Here is a 17,052-nt window from a genome sequence, read left to right as displayed (position 1 = left end):
CAGAAAACCCCTGGGCGTTTTCCTCTCTGGCGCGTTATCACACCGGTTCGTGGAAAAATTATTTTTTCGATGACGCTGTCTGGTCTGGCAGCATTAGCCAGTCTGGGTGCGTTGCTTTTTCTCGCGGGGAGCCTGCGTCAGTTACAGGATACGCCCGCTGTTATGCCGCTATATCCGTTAATCGGCATGATAGGCTGCGTGGTGTTGACCTTCGTTCTTCGCCTACAGGCATTTAACCTCTCCCACTATGCAGCTTTTCGCCTCGAAAAGGTGCTACGTGGCGAACTGGCGTGTAAGTTAGTAAAACTTTCACTCGGTGAATTACAGCGGATGGGAAGCGGTGTGCTGGTTAAAGTGATACAGGACGATGTGAAGTCGCTACATATTTTTGTTGCCGACAGCACGCCGCTCTACGTGCGGGCAGTACTCATGCCGCTGGCGACGATGGCGTTGCTATTCTCGCTGGACTGGCGGCTAGCACTGGCGGCACTGGCGGTGCTGGTTTTTGGTGCCGTGGTGTTGGTGCTGGCTAGGCGTAGCTCCGGTGAAATGCAGCAACGTTATCACCAGACGCGGGAGCAAGTGAGTGCGGCGGTCATTGAGTTTGTGCAGGCGATGCCTGTAGTGAGAACCTTTGATAGCGGCTCGTCTAGCTTCGGGCGCTATCAACACGCCCTTGAAAATTGGGTCGCGGTGCTGAAAACCTGGTATCGCAGGGCAGGATACTCTGCTCGCTTCTCTTTCTCCATTCTGAATCCTCTCCCCACTTTATCAGTGTTGGTATGGGTGGGATATGGTTTGATGAGGCATGACAGCCTAGATATCTCGGCATGGGTAGCGGTATTACTGCTGGCTAGCGGCATGGCGGAGTCTGTCATGCCGATGATGATGCTGAATCATCGGGTGGCGCAAACGCGATTAAGCGTGCAACGTATTTATCAGCTACTGGCGATGCAGGAATTGCCACAGCCCGCATTCGATCGGCAACCCGATGATGCCAGCGTTACCTTTAAGAACGTGCGTTTTCACTATCCTCAAGGTCGGGAAGTCGTCGCGCTGAACGATGTCAGTTTTCATCTACCTGCCGGAAAAATTATCGCCCTGGTGGGGCCATCCGGTGCTGGGAAAAGCACCGTGACACGATTGTTGCTGCGTTTCGCTGATGTCGATGAAGGGCATATTAGTATTGGTGGCGTGGATATTCGGGATATGCGTACCGATACGCTGATGCGTCAGGTTTCCTGTGTTTTTCAGGATAACTTTCTGTTTGCCGACACCATTGCCAATAACATTCGCCTGGGATTGCCGGAAATGTCTATGGAAGCTGTTATGGCGGCGGCGAAGGTAGCGCAGGCTCATGACTTTATTAGTGCCTTGCCTCAGGGCTATGACACGCTGGTTGGTGAGCGCGGCGTGTTCCTTTCCGGCGGTCAGCGCCAGCGCATCACTATCGCGCGGGCCATTTTGCAAAATCGCCCTATCTTGGTGCTGGATGAGGCCACTGCGTTTGCCGACCCAGAGAATGAAGCCGCGTTGATCAAGGCTCTATCGGCGGCGATGCACGGCAAAACGGTCATTATGGTGGCACATCGTCTGTCGATGGTGACGCAGGCTGACCAGATCCTGGTGTTCTCTCAGGGGCAGCTAGTAGCATCGGGCGATCATGCCGGGTTGCTGGCGCAAGGCGGTTTATATCAGCGGCTCTGGCAGCAATATCAACAGGCGCAACAGTGGACACCGGGTGGTGCTGGCGTAGCGGTGGGGGAAAAGTGATGTTGAACAACCGTGCTACCAATCTGGCCTGGAGGGAAATCTGGCGTCAGCTTGTCCGCAGCGTGGGTAGTGAGGCTGGTGCGCTTCGCCGCCGTATGCTGGCGCTGCTGCTGGCCGCAGTGATGCAAGGGGGGGCTTTCGCCTGTTTGTATCCGATCATCGACGCGGTGTTACCAGGAGATGTCGCTTTGCTGCGCGATTGGGCCATTATCTTCAGTGTTACGACGCTGCTGACGTTGGCGTTACGCTGGTATGGTTTGGGGTTTGAATATTGTGGTCATCTGGCTCAGGCAACCTATGAACTGCGGCTACGGCTGGGGGAACAGCTACGGAAAATGCCGCTTGAGCGTTTGCAACGTGCGCGTGCCGGTGAAATGGACGCGTTATTACTGGGCAGTGTGGATGAGAACCTCAACTATGTCACGGCTATCTCGAATATCCTGCTGCTCACCATCGTCACTCCGCTAACGGCATCGTTGATAACGTTGTGGATAGATTGGCGGCTGGGGTTGGTCATGCTGCTGATCTTCCCCTTGCTGGTGCCATTTTATTATTGGCGCAGACCCGCGATGCGTCGCCAGATGCAAACCCTAGGTGAAGCGCATCAGCGGATTAGCGGCGATATCGTTGAATTTGCCCAAGGAATGGCGGTGTTGCGCACCAGTGACAAGGATGCCGATAAAAGCGCTGCGTTGCAGGATCATTTCACCTTGTTGGAGCAGTGCCAGACCGAGAGCCATCGCCGGGGAACGGGTGCGACTATGCTGATTGCCAGCGTAGTGGAACTGGGCTTGCAGGCGGTAGTGTTGGCTGGGATTGTTTGGGTGGTGTCTGGCACGCTGCACGTTGCGTTTTTGATTGCTGCGGCAGTGATGATTACGCGTTTCGCTGAACCCATGGCAATGTTTATCAGTTATACCGCTGTCGTGGAGTTGATTGCCGATGCTTTACAACGCATTGAGCGTTTGATGGCGGTTTCCCCACTGCCTGTTGTTCAACAGAGCGATAAGCCAGATGGTTACGCTATTACTTTCGAAAACGTCAGTTTTTGCTATGCCGGCTGCGCGGGCCATTCGCTAAATGCTGTTTCCCTAACGTTCCCCGTATCCAGCATCAGTGCACTGGTGGGGGTATCCGGTGCCGGTAAAACCACGGTGAGCAAGCTATTAATGCGCTATGCCGATCCACAACAGGGGCGTATTTGCATTGGTGGCGTTGATATTCGACATCTGACATCGTCGCAATTGAATAGCCTGATCTCGGTGGTGTTTCAGGATGTCTGGCTGTTTGACGATACGCTGCTGGCGAATATCCGCATCGCTCGACCGGAAGCGACGTTTCAAGAGGTTGAAGACGCTGCCCGCGCTGCACAGTGCCTTGATTTTATTACCCATCTACCCCAAGGGTGGCAGACGCCAATGGGGGAAATGGGCGGGCAGTTGTCCGGCGGCGAACGGCAACGGATCTCTATCGCCAGAGCGTTACTCAAAAATGCGCCGATCGTCATTCTGGATGAACCCACGGCGGCTTTGGATATTGAGAGTGAACTGGCAGTGCAACAGGCCATTGATAACCTGGTACGCCACCGGACGGTGATCATCATCGCCCATCGATTATCGACGATAGTCAGGGCGGGAAACATTCTGGTAATGGAAGGCGGTCAGGTTATTGAGCAGGGAACACATAGCCAACTGTTAACCAGAGAAGGGCGCTATCAGGCGCTGTGGCGTGCGCAAATGGCCGTCAGGCTCTGGCGTGAAGGAGAAGCGTCTGCGCTTGGAGGATGGGTAAATGAGTGAGGCCCATCAGCCGCTGACGTTGACTACCGGGCGCGTTATTTTCGCCATTACTGGCGTCTATATTACCCAGAGCCTGATTTCCGCCCTGTCTATGCAATCTCTACCGGCGTTGGTGCGTGCAGCGGGTGGCTCACTGGCTCTGACGGGGGCCACGACCCTGTTTATGCTGCCCTGGGCGCTAAAATTTATTTGGGCACCCTGGATTGAACGTTGTCGCCTGCCGCCCGGTTGCCAGGAGCGGCGATCGCGCAAGCTTATTCTGCGTGGTCAGGTATTGCTGGCTGTTATTCTGATGATGGTGGGAGCCATCGGCTGACTTGATCGAGACGGCATGTTACAAGGTTCGGAAGGCGTGGGGGTGTTCCTGCTATTTATGCTGGCAGGGATTGTGGCATCCACCATTGATATCGCCAGCGATGGCTTTTGCGTTGACCAACTAACACAAACTGGTTACGGCTGGGGGAATAGCGTTCAGGTCGGCGGAAGCTATCTGGGAATGATGTGCGGCGGCGGGTTGTTTTTGATGCTGGCGGCAGAATATGGCTGGCCGGGGGCAATGCTGATGCTGGCGCTGTTGATTATGCTACTGTCGTTGCCGTTGTTGCGCATGACGGAACCGAGGAGAACAAGGCGCTCTCGGCATTCCCCCAGTTTGCGTTACGCATTGAGGCGATCGCCAACGCGTCTTGGATTGCTGCTGGTGTTGATGCTCAATACCGGTATGCGTTTTGTGATGCCCCTTTCTGCTTCTTTGCTGCTGGATCACGGCATCAGTATGTCTACCCTAGGCGCACTGCTAAGCGGCGCAAACATCGCCGCTGGCGTGGTGGGAACGCTGGCGGGGGGATTATTGATGAAATACTGCCCGGCAGGGCGGGCGTTGCTGGTGGCTTATGGTATGCAGGGCGGCGCGCTGTTAGCCGTGGTGGCAACGCTCTGGCTAGCACCGCATGGTGTAATGTTGGAGATATTACAATGGGTAGTCGTCGCCAAATCCGTTACCTTGGCTTGTGCACTGGTTTGTCTTTACGCCACGCTGATGTCCCTTTCATCCCCGTTGCAGGCTGGTGTTGACTTCACTATCTTCCAATGCACCGATGCGGCACTCGCCATCTTTGCAGGTAGTATCGGCGGGGTTATCGCCCAACACTTTGGCTACGCGGCCTGTTTCCTGTTTGCTGGTTTGGTCACTTTACTGGCAGCCTTGGTGGTCTTACGTCTGAGTGTGTCGCGAGCGGCAGATTAAGAGCCTATCCGCAACGTTTGCCCCCAAGAGCAATAAAAAAGAATGCCGCAACGTTATCCGTTGCGGTATTGTTAAAAGCGTTTTTGACAAGCAATACGCCTTGTTATCTCTGACACTACCGATTAATGCGTGACGTGGCTGTGACGGCGATGCTTGGTCACAAAACCGAGCAGTACACACATCACCACCACCGCCGCGTACAGGCCGGTGGCGGTGGTCAGCGCCGCGTGCGCACCACCTTTCGCCACAATGGGGCCGGTGACCACGAAGGTCAACATGGTACCGACGGTGCCGCAGGTCAGGATGAAGTTGACCAGCTTCGGTGAGGAAACCTTGGTCTGTAGTGAACCCAGGGTGATCAACGTGGTGTAGATTGCGCTGGAAACGAAGCCCAGAGCCATCATGTAGTAACCCAAATACTGAGGGTTATCGGTATTAACGAACAGATACATCGCGAGGGTTGACAGTGAGGCCAGCACGGTGACGATACGCTGCAAATCGAAAAAGCGCAGTACATAGCTAAATACCCACATGCCGATCATATAAGAGGTCCAGAAATCGCTCACCAGCTTGCCGGCCTGGTTGATATCCATGCCGAACGATTTGGTGGCGTATTCCGGCACCCACTGAATAAAGCCCAGTTGACCAAGGATGTAGCACAACGCGGCGACCGACAGGAACAATACCCCAATACCCCATTTTTCCTTGGCGATAGGTTGCTGGGTGTCGGCATCTTTTTTACCCAGCACTGGGAACTCGGTGCACAGTGTCAGCACGAAGATGCCGAGGTACAGCAGCCCGATACAGGCGTAAACCCAATACCAGCCGATGTGACGAGCCAGCAGCATAGCGGCAACGATCGGGAAGAACATGCCAGCCATGCTGAAGAAAGAATCGGTGAACAACAAACGTGAACCGCGCTGGCGGCCAGTATACATATGGGTGATCAGGAAAGTCCCTATCGACATAGTGATGCCGCTGACCACTCCGAGGATAAACATACACAGGGAGAATAGGGCCAGGCTTTTGCTGACCATCAGTCCGGCCACTGCCAGTACCATCAGGACAAAACCGAAGAGCAACTGACGCTTTAGTGGGATGATTTCCATCAGCCAGGCATTGAGGAAAATCGCCATCAAAATACCGGCGTTGAGGAAAGTAAAGGTATTACTCATGCTGGAAACCGGCAGGTTAAAGTACTCTGCAATGTTTCCCATCACCATCCCTGTGACGATCACTAAAGCACCTGTCAGTGCGTATGAAAGGAAGCTGATCCAAAGGAGCCGTATGCGGTTGCTGTCATTCATTGTATAGACCTGATTATGTCTGTTAGAGGTTTTATACCCGTCATACTTCAAGTTGCCTGTGCGTGAGCTTTCCTCGCTCACCCCAGTCACTTACTGATCTAAGCTCCTGGGGATTAATGCACCTCATCCCTGAGGTTCAGCCTGCGGCCCAGCGCAAGCACTATTCAAATCGGTTCCTGACCGATTTGTCGCTGCGTTGCTGCCTTCCTGCAACTTGAATTATTTAGGGTATAAATACGGGTAAAAGGCCGCTGGTTTTTCCTGGTAAAACAGAAGAAAGTCCTGAACAGGGCCACCAGAGGGCAGATCCTAGCACAGAGGACCGGAGTTTTTATGATGGCTGTCGATTTTTTGATACAATCAACGAGGTGTAATGAAATATCTTATGATCTTTGCGTCCTTCGGCGCGGATCGCGGCTGATGGGGGCTGTAAAGGCATGGCCTGTTGCTAGCTCGTGTCGTCTAATGATCGTTTTTTATTTACCAGCAGGGTGTTTATGATAGATTAATTCCCGTTGACTGTACCCGCCATACTTCAAGTTGCCTGTGCGTTAGCTTTCCTCGTTCCTCTGGTATAAGTGCCGGGGGGGATTAATGCTCCCCATCCCTGAGGTTAAGCCTGCCGCTCAGCGTTTGCCGCCTTCCTGCAACTCGAATTAGTTAGGGTATATTTGGTATCGGCTCATTTCTCCAGCAGTTTGTGATGCTGTTGGTGAAAAAGTGACTGGCGATCATATGTTGACCGCAAGTCCGAGTTTGTCGGTGCTATATTCTACCATTGTGTAAATATAGATAAATGGCGGGTACTTGCTGGTACCGCTCTTTAGAATCACAGCGCTTTTCCGCTGTTTGTCTCTCAGAGAAGGATCTGCCCATGCTCAAACGTACTTTAGTCGCCTGCGTTGCGTTGTGTTCCCTAGCAACAATGGCACCAAGCGCATTCGCCGCCAATGAAACCCATGTTGTGCTGACTACCTCGGTAGGGAATATCGAATTAGCGCTCGACAGCCAAAAGGCACCGGTTTCTACCAAAAATTTCGTCGACTACGTGAATAGCGGCTACTACAACAACACCATTTTCCACCGCGTGATCCCAGGTTTTATGGTTCAAGGCGGTGGTTTTACGGCTGATATGCAGCAAAAATCCACCCATGCACCGATCAAGAATGAAGCTGATAATGGCTTGCGCAACCTGCGTGGTACTATCTCGATGGCGCGCACCGCCGACAAAGACAGTGCCACCAGCCAGTTTTTCCTGAACGTGGCGCACAACGCCTTTCTGGATCACGGCCAGCGTGACTTCGGTTACGCGGTGTTCGGCAAAGTGGTGAAGGGTATGGACGTGGTAGACAAAATTTCTCAAGTACCGACCGGCAATGTCGGCCCGCACCAGAATGTACCGACCAAACCGGTGCTCATTCTGTCAGCCAAAGTGGTGCCATAAGTCTTCCGGCCGATCCCGCCGGGGTCGGCCGTTGTCGTTTCTGTCCCCTTGCCTGTCTTTTCTTCCACTATTTGTAATATATCCCCTGTACGATCGGTTGCCTTTTGGCGATCCCCTTTTTGTTGTCCTTGACGGGGCTATGTGGCGCTTATAGTTTTATTGACATCAGTAAGCGTTTTTCGCGCCACGTCAAAGGAAAAGAAAATGAGTGAAGCACGAATTATTGCCAAAGCGATGAAAGATGGAAAACCGATGCAGGATCTGGTGATCCTACCAGCCTTGGCCAATCGGCATGGTTTGATCACCGGGGCGACCGGCACCGGCAAAACGGTGACGCTGCAAAGAATGGCTGAGCAGTTTTCGCGTATCGGTGTGCCGGTATTCCTATCGGACGTGAAAGGCGATCTTTCCGGTATTGGTGCTGAGGGTGTGCCGTCCGAAAAACTGTTGGCGCGGCTGGCGGCGATCGGCGTCACTGATTGGCAACCGCAAGCCTGCACCATCATCCCCTGGGACATCTACGGCGAGAAAGGCCACCCGATCCGCGCCACCCTGTCCGATTTTGGGCCATTGCTGCTAGGCCGCCTGCTGGACTTGAATGAAGTGCAAAACGGCGTATTGCAACTCGTGTTTAAAATCGCCAATGATAACGCGTTGCTGTTACTGGATATGAAAGATCTGCGTGCCATGGTGCAATATGTCGGCGACCATGCCAAGCAGTTCCAGACCCAGTACGGTAATATATCGGCGGCCTCGATCGGTGCCATTCAGCGCGGGCTGCTGACGCTGGAGGAACAGGGTGCCAATCGGTTTTTCGGTGAACCGATGTTGGATATCAATGATCTGATGAGAACTGACGCCGATGGTCATGGTGTCATCAACTTGCTGGCGGCAGACAAGCTGATCAATCAGCCGAAGTTGTATTCGGTGTTCCTGCTCTGGTTGCTGGCTGAGCTGTTCGAACGTCTGCCGGAGGTAGGTGATCCGGTGCAGCCGAAGCTAGTGTTCTTTTTCGACGAGGCGCACCTACTGTTCAACGATGCACCACCAGCGCTACTGGCCAAAATTGAACAGGTCGTGCGCTTGATCCGTTCCAAAGGCGTGGGCATCTACTTTGTTACTCAGAACCCGCTGGATATCCCGGATAGCGTGCTAGGGCAACTGGGCAACCGTGTGCAGCACGCATTGCGCGCCTTTACCCCGCGCGATCAAAAGGCAGTGAAAGCGGCAGCGCAGACGATGCGTGCGAACCCGGCTTTCAACGCCGAGACGGCGATCACCGAATTGGGGGTAGGTGAAGCGTTGGTGTCGTTTCTGGATGAGAAAGGGCGGCCTCATGTTGTGGAACGGGCGATGGTGATCGCGCCGTGCTCCAAGATGGGCATGTTAGGTGCGGACGGACTGAATAGCGCGATCAATAAATCACCGTTGTATGGCCGTTATGAAGACAGGGTCGATCGCGAGTCTGCCTATGAAAAGCTGTCGTCAGAAGGCTTCGTCGCCCATGGTACGCAGCAGCCAATCCAACAGGAACAGCCTGCACCGGCGGGGAGTGGCGGTCTGCTGGGGGGTGTAAACGAGTTCCTGTTCGGCTCTACCGGCCCGCGTGGCGGCAAGCGTGATGGCATCGTGCAGACTACCGCCAAGAGCATGGCGCGCGATCTCGGCCGCCAGATTTTGCGCGGTGTGTGGGACTCCGTCAGGGGCGGCCGGAGAAAGTAGGCTGAAATTATCGATCGGCAGCGGTAGGTTAAACCAGTAAACTGGCGCAGCGCTTTTTTCTGCTGGATCTACCACTATGCTACTGTTAATCGATAATTACGACTCCTTTACCTACAACCTTTATCAGTATTTCTGCGAATTAGGTGCTGAGGTGCTGGTAAAGCGTAACGATGAGCTGCAATTGGCCGATATTGAACGGCTGGTGCCGCAGCATTTAGTGATCTCCCCCGGCCCTTGTACCCCGAATGAAGCGGGCATCTCGCTGGCCGCCATCCGTCATTTTGCTGGTAAATTACCGATCCTGGGTGTTTGTTTGGGGCATCAGGCGCTGGGGCAGGCATTTGGTGCTGAAGTGGTGCGCGCCCGCAAGGTGATGCATGGAAAAACTTCGCTGATCCATCATCTTGAATGCGGGGTATTTCGCGGCTTGAACCTCCCGCTGACCGTTACCCGTTACCATTCGCTGGTGCTGAAAGCCGAGACACTGCCGGAGTGCTTTGAGGTGACTGCCTGGAGCGAACGCAACGGCGAGCGCGATGAAATTATGGGCATCCGCCACCGCCAGTTGGCGTTGGAAGGCGTGCAGTTCCACCCAGAGAGCATCCTCAGCGAACAGGGTCACCAACTGCTGGATAATTTCCTTAAAAGCTAATTTTCCTTGCTCTTTATTGGTTTTTATGCATATTTTTTTACTTATTCAGCATGGTTACGCTGAATAACCACTCAAAGTGGCTCCGATAATGGCCAAAAAATCCGCAGTAAGCCGCAGTACCTTTGATCCGGTTTTCCTGCCTGTTTATGCGCCGGCTCAGTGTTTGTCAGTCAAAGGCAGCCGCATTTGGGATCAACAAAGGCAGAGAGTACATTGATTTATCCGGCGGCATCGCGGTGACGGCACTGGGGCATTGTCACCCGGTGTGGGTCGAGGCACGGAAACAGCAGGGCGAACCCTGTGGCATACCAGCAATGTCTTCACTAACGAACCTGCATTACGCCTGGCGGGGAAACTGATTGATGCCACCTTATGCCGATCGGGTGTTTTTCGCCAACTCGGGCGCTGAGGCCAACGAAGCGGCCTTCAAATTGGCGCGTCATTACGCTATCACCCGCCCAGCCCTATAAAACCAAAATCATCGCTTTCTATAATGCTTTCCATGGCCGCACGTTGTTCACCGTATCGGTGGGCGGGCAGGCCAAATACGCTGACGGCTTTGGGCCAAAACCTGCCGACATTGTGCATGTGCCGTTTAATGATCTGGTGGCGGTGAAAGCGGTGATGGATGACCACACCTGTGCAGTAGTGATGCCACCGATTCAGGGTGAGGGCGGTATCACGCCGCAGGTTGGTACCCACGGCACCACCTACGGCGGCAATCCACTGGCTTGCGCAGTGGCGGAAGTGGCACTGGACGTGATGATCAATACGCCGGAGGTGCTGAGCGGCATTGAACAACGCCACGGCCTAATATGTGGTAGCGTTACAGAAAATTGGTGAGCAATACCGGGTTTTCACTGCCATTCGTGGCATGGGGATGTTGATTGGTGCAGAGCTGACACCGCAGTACCACGGCAAGGCGCATGACTTCCTCACTGCTGCTGCCACGCGCGGCCTGATGATCCTCAACGCCGGGCCGAATGTGATCCATTTCGCCCCTTCGTTGGTGATAGAGTTTCAGGATATCGCAGCCGGCATGGCGCTGTTTGAGTTGGCGGTACAAGACGTAATCGGTGGGTGATTGTGATCATTGGGGTACTGCGTCTATTTATATAGATGCGACGGATAAAAAACGACGCTTTGCTGCGTAATGCCGATCAGTTAAGGATCACTTGAACGATCCTACCTCTGTGTGAAAATCCGTAATCTCCCTGAGATTACGGATTTTTTTATGTTACTGAGTCAGGCGCTTGATGCCGTTCTTAAATTCTCTCCTAAAGAGTTTGCTGCACTGTCTGATTTGCTCTCACCTGAGCTTATCGATGAGTGCCTGGCTGATACCGGGGTCGTGACGCTTCGCAAGCGCCGTCTCCCCATGGAGATGATGGTCTGGGCTGTCGCCGGTATGTCCTTGTTCCGCTCATTTTCCATGAATCAGTTGGTTTCACATCTCGATATTATGCTGCCGGGTAAGCGTCCTTTTGTCGCACCCAGCGCCGTGGTACAAGCCCGTCAGCGGCTCGGGGAAGATGTGGTTAGACTGGTTTTCGAGAAAACACGCCAACTCTGGTTCGAGAAAACACCGTTATCCCACTGGAACGGTCTGACATTGATGGCTGTAGACGGCACTCTGTGGAGAACACCGGACACGCCGGAAAATGATGCTGCTTTTGGACGAACAGCTAATGAGTATGCCCAGTCCGACTGGCCACAGCTGCGTATGGTCTGTCAGATGGAAGTGACCAGTCATCTGTTATCCGGTGTGAGCTTTGGCAGCGTGTCAGAAACCAGCGAAGTTGACCTTGCCGCTCAATTGGCCGGGCAGACGCAGGACCACTCACTGACGATACTGGATAAAGGCTTCTATGCACTCGGGTTGCTTCACCACTGGTGGTCATCAGGAACAGAAAAACACTGGATGATCCCACTGCGCAAAGGCGCGCAGTATCAGGTGCGCGAGAAGCTGGGTGCAGGACATGAACTGGTCGAACTCAGCTTACCCCCTCAGGCCCGTAAGAAATGGAAAGATGCGCCTCAAACACTGACGGCGAGGTTGATAAGTAAAGAAATCAACGGAAAAACAATACAGATCCTGACGTCAATGTGCGATCCGTTACGTTACCCTAAAGCTGATATCGTTGACCTTTACGGGCAGCGTTGGGAAATCGAGCAGGGCTTCAGAGAAATGAAACAGCATCTGTTGCAAAATGAACTGACGCTGAGAAGCAGAAAGCCAGAGCTAATAAGACAGGAACTCTGGGGTGTAGTGCTGGCTTATAACCTGCTGAGGTTCATGATGGCACAGATGGCTTACAGCCTGAAAAACGTGGAGCCTTACCAGATAGGGTTTAAACAGGCTGCACTGTATCTAACAGCGCAACTGAGCATACTGCCAGCGGTGGCTCCGGGAAAGGTGCCGAAAGTGATGAATGAAATCCTGGCGATGGCTGAAAGCTTCGTCCTGCCAGCCCGACGGCAAAGACATTATCCAAGAGCGGTAAAAAAGAAGCCGCAACGTTACCCGTTGCGGCGTCCTCAAAAGCTTAACTGACAAGCATTACGCTTTGCTGCGCCGTTTCTTCGGTGGTTAACGCGTGCCGTAGACGACAATGGTTTTGCCGTGAGCGGAAATCAGGTTTTGGTCTTCAAGCATTTTCAGAATTCGGCCAACGGTTTCTCGTGAGCAACCGACAATTTGGCCAATTTCCTGGCGAGTGATCTTAATCTGCATACCGTCTGGGTGGGTCATGGCATCAGGCTGCTTCGCCAGGTTCAGCAGGGTTTGCGCAATGCGGCCTGTCACGTCCAAGAAGGCGAGGTTGCCCACTTTCTCGGAGGTGATTTGCAAGCGGTTTGCCATCTGGGCGGACAGGCGCATCAGGATGTCTGGGTTAACCTGGATCAACTGACGGAATTTCTTATAAGAAATTTCAGCCACTTCACAGGCGACCTTTGCCCGAACCCAGGCACTGCGCTCTTGGCCTTCTTCAAACAATCCTAGCTCGCCGATGAAGTCCCCCTGATTGAGATAGGACAGGATCATCTCTTTACCCTCTTCATCCTTGATCAGCACCGCTACAGAGCCTTTCACGATGTAGTAAAGTGTTTCGGCCTTTTCACCTTGGTGAATTAGCGTACTCTTCGATGGATATTTGTGGGTATGGCAATGAGATAGGAACCATTCGAGAGTGGGGTCTGTTTGCGGTTTGCCGAGAACCATTCGTTGTTATCCTCTGTTGTTATCACTGCCTTGTGTCACAGGGGTCAGAGTTCCCTGTACAAAGTGCCTGTAGCCACTGTGTGAGCGAAAGCTATCGGCAGGTTTTGAGGCATGTCAAAAATAATAAATATAGGCTGTTGCTCTGCATATTAACTTACCGGGATAGCCGAAATATACATTTTGTTTACTTACCTATAACCCAATATTTCCTTTAGCATCTCCTGAAATCACCGCCAAGAACAATTTGTTGTTGTGGCTCTGTTTGTAGCACAGAGAAAGACGGGTGTCTCGTATTGTCTCGCTTCAGCACAATTAGCGGTAGGTTTCGTGGCCTGTTCTTATGCGAATGCCTAATTTCTCAAGTGGTGTGAACAGTAGGTGGGTGAGCGTTAAGGTTTTGTCCCTGGGCAGAGCGCTCCCTCCTCACGTACTGCGTTTACGCTGCGGTTGTTGCGCGCTGTCCATGTCCAAACTGGCTGCAATAATGATAGGTTGTTATTCGATCTTCTTGCCTTCCAACAGCCGTTGCACCAGCGGTGTCATGATCAGTTCCATGGCCAGTCCCATTTTGCCGCCTGGTACCACCAGGGTGTTGATGTGCGAGATGAAAGAGCCTTGCAGCATCGCCAATAGGTAGGGGAAATCGATCTGATCCAGCTCGCGGAAGTGGATCACCACAAAACTCTCGTCCAGTGAGGGAATAGCTTTGGCGGCGAACGGGTTGGAGGTATCTACCGTTGGTACACGTTGGAAGTTGATATGGGTGCGTGAGAACTGCGGCGTGATGTAGCTGATATAGTCTTCCATTGAGCGCACCACCGAATCCATCACCGCCTCGCGGGAATGGCCGCGATCGCCGGTATCGCGTATCAGCTTTTGTATCCACTCCAGGTTAACGATCGGCACTACGCCGACCAGCAGATCGACGTGCTTAGCCACGTTGTGGTGTTCGGTGACCACGCCGCCGTGCAAGCCCTCGTAGAACAGCACGTCGGTCGGTGCCGGAAGTGGCTCCCAGGGTGTGAAAGTGCCGGGTACCTGATGGTAGGGCATGGCTTCGTCATAGGTGTGCAGGTACTTGCGTGCGTCTCCGGTGCCGTTTTTGCCATATTCGATAAAGCTCTGCTGCAGCAGGCCAAAGTCGTTGGCTTCGGGACCGAAGTAGCTGATATGCCGGCCCAGATCGCTCGCCTTGCGGATCGCTGCGTCCATTTCTGGCCGGGTGTAGCGGTGAAAGCTGTCGCCCTCCAACTCTGCGGCACGGAGGTGGAGTTGCTGAAATATTTTACGGAATGCCACGCTGGTGGTGGTGGTGCCAGCACCGCTGGAGCCAGTCACTGCGATGATGGGATGTTTGGCAGACATGATGGTCGTCACTCCATGTTAAATGAGACGGTGCCAGATAATGATTATTGGCCTGTTTGGCGCACTTTCGCCGGGAGTAAATCCTGTGCATGGGTGTTGGCAATCATTCATTTGTTAGCTGATTTTTCCGTTGGTCATTGCGTCAATAACCACTAAATTTCATCCAGCCCGGCGCAAAACTGTCTGCGTGGCATGATGTTAACGGTTTCGTGCAACTGCGACCATACTAACACTACCTCTCCGTTTTTCAGTTGGTTACGCACATCTTCCACCTTTTGCTCTAATGAGCGTTCATGCTCGCCGTAGTCGGTGCCTTCCCGTAGCACAAAAGATTCGAGGAGGCTGTTCAGGGTAGCGGTTTCAAGTTCTTGCCAAGGGATGATCACGTCGAGATGTCCAGATAAAAAGATAGCCAAGATGGAATACGCTATTCCAACCACATTTTACGGTATTTAACAATACGCGGCAGCATACCCACCGCGTTTTCAGGGGCGGATGGATGGCCTCGGTCAGAGGGCGCAAGAAGGATGTATGCATAGCCTGAATAAAAATCGGGTTGGTGGCTATTGTGGGAACAATAACGCACTGTTAGCTTTACTGGCATTAATCAACAATGATATGGCAAAAAAGCGACGCGAATGAGGAGTACCTGCTTCATGGAACTGAATTTATTTCTTTCGATGTTAGGCTTCCTGTGGGTCATTGCTATCACGCCTGGCCCCAACAATATGTTACTGACTACCTCTGGTGCCAACTTCGGCTTTATGCGTTCACTGTGGTTGATGATCGGCATCCTGCTTGGCATGCAGAGCATTTTGCTGTTGGTGGCGTTTGGCGTGGGTAGCCTGCTGTTGGTCTACCCATCGCTGCACTTGATCCTGAAAATCCTTGGCAGCTTGTACCTGCTGTGGCTGGCGTGGAAAGTTGCCTCTGCCGCCTATGAAAAGCTGGAAACCGATGAGGTTCCGACCAAGCCGATACAGCTGTATCAGGGCTGGTTGTTACAGTTTCTCAACCCGAAAGCCTGGTTGATGGCGCTGGGTGCGGTGGTGAGTTTCAGTATGGCGGGTGACAGGTACTCCACTTCCATCGTGGCGATTGCGGTAGGTGTCTTGGTGGTGAATATTATCGCCGGTATGATTTGGTTAGGGTTCGGCACGGTGATCGGTCGTCTGCTACATAGCAAAAAAGCCTGGATTATTTTTAACGTTTCTATGGGAGTGTTGACTGCGGCTAGCGTCCTGCTGATCTGGTACTAGTGCAGGGATGCACGGCAACCCGTGTTGTCGGGTTTGAACATAGGCCCGCGCCTTGATGATGGGATGTTAGGTCTGCGATGTTGCCATGCTTAATGGCGGCCCAGTCTGGGAAGGACGGCAACGGTTGGCACGCCACGGGTCCACCCCTTACAGGGTACCGAATATTCATAATTAGAATAAAAAATATTTTTTTATTCCTTTATCATGAGTTATCGCTCAGATAAAACTGTTGGCAACTAGACAGTTTCCTATCAACGGAGCGGAACATGGCGGGTAAATTTTTTTCCTTACGCGGTGTCGCGCTGCTGATGTTGTCACTTAGCGCCACCCACGTTTATGCGCTGGATGTGACCGTGGCCTATCAGACATCGGCGGAACCGGCCAAGGTGGCACAGGCGGCAAACAGTTTCGCTAAACAGTCCGGTGCTACCGTCGACTGGCGTAAATTCGACAGCGGCTCCAGCGTGCTGCGTGCACTGGCCTCCGGTGACGTGCAAATTGGCAATATTGGTTCCAGCCCGCTGGCAGTGGCCGCCAGCCAGAAACTCCCCATTGAAGTGTTCCTCATCGCCGCGCAGCTTGGCAGTGCCGAAGCGCTGGTGGTGACGAACGGCATCAACAGCCCGCAGGGGTTGATCGGCAAGCGTATCGCGGTGCCGTTTATTTCCACCGCCTATTACAGCCTGCTGGCCTCACTTAAGCACTGGGGCATCAAGCCTGAACAGGTAAAAATTCTCAACTTGCAGCCGCCAGCCATCGCCGCTGCCTGGCAACGCGGTGATATTGATGGTGCCTACGTCTGGGCACCCGTGGTCAACGAACTGGTCAAGCAAGGTAAGGTGCTGACCGATTCGGAACAAGTGGGGCAGTGGGGGGCACCAACGTTCGATGTTTGGGTGGTGCGCAAGGATTTCGCCGATAAACATCCTGCGGTGGTGGTTGCCTTTGCCACCCGTGTGCTGGCGGCGCAAAAAGCTTATCTGGTAGAGCCGGAGAAATGGCTGAAAGATCAGAGCAACCTGAGTACGCTGGCGCGCCTGTGTGGCATATCGGCGGCGCAGGTGCCGGAGCGGGTGAGGGGTAACATTTATCTGCCGGTGTCACTTCAGATCACCCAACTTGGCCAGCCGATGGAACAAACGATCCGCGACACTGCTGAGTTCCTCAAGCAGCAGGGCAAGATCCCGCAGGTTGATAGCGATTACAGCGCTTATGTGACCGACCGTTTTGTGCAACAGGTGCAGGCTGCACCACAACCGTAA

At 53.3% G+C, this 17,052-nt stretch carries 12 protein-coding genes and 2 pseudogenes; 10 read left to right on the top strand and 4 right to left on the bottom strand.

Annotated features, from left to right (window positions below):
* Positions 1-69: 69 nt before the first annotated feature.
* The 3 genes and pseudogenes from SYMBAF_RS14785 (at position 70) to SYMBAF_RS14775 (ending at position 4,818) form a co-directional block, all read left to right on the top strand.
* Complete coding sequence (locus SYMBAF_RS14785; protein ID WP_040263911.1) at positions 70-1,773, top strand: ABC transporter ATP-binding protein; 1,704 nt, start codon at positions 70-72, stop codon at positions 1,771-1,773.
* Complete coding sequence (locus tag SYMBAF_RS14780; RefSeq protein ID WP_040263641.1) at positions 1,773-3,572, top strand: ABC transporter ATP-binding protein; 1,800 nt, start codon at positions 1,773-1,775, stop codon at positions 3,570-3,572. Before SYMBAF_RS14785 ends, SYMBAF_RS14780 begins: the two co-directional genes overlap by 1 nt.
* Positions 3,565-4,818, top strand: a pseudogene (locus SYMBAF_RS14775) (MFS transporter). The gene SYMBAF_RS14780 and the pseudogene SYMBAF_RS14775 overlap by 8 nt, the downstream one beginning before the upstream one ends.
* A gap of 122 nt (positions 4,819-4,940) precedes the next feature.
* Here SYMBAF_RS14775 and tsgA read toward each other — a convergent pair.
* Positions 4,941-6,125, bottom strand: a complete 1,185-nt coding sequence (gene tsgA, locus SYMBAF_RS14770) for an MFS transporter TsgA (RefSeq protein ID WP_040263909.1) — start codon at positions 6,123-6,125, stop codon at positions 4,941-4,943.
* 874 nt (positions 6,126-6,999) lie between these two features.
* Between tsgA and ppiA the strand changes: the two genes are divergently transcribed.
* From ppiA to SYMBAF_RS14745, 5 genes and pseudogenes are all read left to right on the top strand, one after another.
* On the top strand, positions 7,000-7,569 hold the full coding sequence (gene ppiA / locus SYMBAF_RS14765; protein ID WP_040263639.1) for a peptidylprolyl isomerase A: 570 nt from the start codon (positions 7,000-7,002) through the stop codon (positions 7,567-7,569).
* Between the two features lie 204 nt (positions 7,570-7,773).
* The gene (locus SYMBAF_RS14760; RefSeq protein WP_040263637.1) at positions 7,774-9,291 is read left to right on the top strand and encodes a helicase HerA-like C-terminal domain-containing protein; all 1,518 of its coding nucleotides are present in this window, start codon (positions 7,774-7,776) and stop codon (positions 9,289-9,291) included.
* Between the two features lie 76 nt (positions 9,292-9,367).
* Complete coding sequence (locus SYMBAF_RS14755) at positions 9,368-9,943, top strand: aminodeoxychorismate synthase component II (protein WP_040263635.1); 576 nt, start codon at positions 9,368-9,370, stop codon at positions 9,941-9,943.
* Positions 9,944-10,031: 88 nt separating this feature from the next.
* Positions 10,032-11,027, top strand: a pseudogene (locus SYMBAF_RS14750) (aminotransferase class III-fold pyridoxal phosphate-dependent enzyme).
* A gap of 150 nt (positions 11,028-11,177) precedes the next feature.
* Positions 11,178-12,497 (top strand): IS4 family transposase, encoded by a 1,320-nt coding sequence (locus SYMBAF_RS14745; protein ID WP_040263633.1) that lies wholly within the window; start codon positions 11,178-11,180, stop codon positions 12,495-12,497.
* A 36-nt stretch (positions 12,498-12,533) separates the two neighbouring features.
* Here SYMBAF_RS14745 and crp read toward each other — a convergent pair whose 3' ends face one another.
* The 3 genes from crp to SYMBAF_RS14730 form a co-directional block, all read right to left on the bottom strand.
* Entirely contained in the window at positions 12,534-13,166 is a 633-nt protein-coding gene (gene crp, locus SYMBAF_RS14740; protein ID WP_006708978.1) for a cAMP-activated global transcriptional regulator CRP, read from the bottom strand.
* Between the two features lie 495 nt (positions 13,167-13,661).
* Positions 13,662-14,531: a phosphoribulokinase gene (locus SYMBAF_RS14735; protein ID WP_040263631.1), complete on the bottom strand. Its 870-nt coding sequence runs from the start codon at positions 14,529-14,531 to the stop codon at positions 13,662-13,664.
* 152 nt (positions 14,532-14,683) lie between these two features.
* Complete coding sequence (locus SYMBAF_RS14730) at positions 14,684-14,917, bottom strand: YheU family protein (protein ID WP_040263628.1); 234 nt, start codon at positions 14,915-14,917, stop codon at positions 14,684-14,686.
* Between the two features lie 270 nt (positions 14,918-15,187).
* Here SYMBAF_RS14730 and SYMBAF_RS14725 point away from each other — a divergent pair, with 270 nt between their 5' ends.
* Positions 15,188-15,790: a LysE family translocator gene (locus SYMBAF_RS14725; protein ID WP_040263626.1), complete on the top strand. Its 603-nt coding sequence runs from the start codon at positions 15,188-15,190 to the stop codon at positions 15,788-15,790.
* Between the two features lie 266 nt (positions 15,791-16,056).
* Positions 16,057-17,052 carry a taurine ABC transporter substrate-binding protein gene (gene tauA, locus SYMBAF_RS14720; protein WP_040263624.1) on the top strand — a complete coding sequence of 332 codons (996 nt, stop codon included), beginning with the start codon at positions 16,057-16,059 and terminating at the stop codon, positions 17,050-17,052.

This window comes from Serratia symbiotica (genome assembly GCF_000821185.2).
Lineage (GTDB): Bacteria > Pseudomonadota > Gammaproteobacteria > Enterobacterales > Enterobacteriaceae > Serratia > Serratia symbiotica.
The sequence above is the reverse complement of the archived record's forward strand: the minus strand, read 5'-3'. Positions and strand labels throughout refer to the sequence as shown.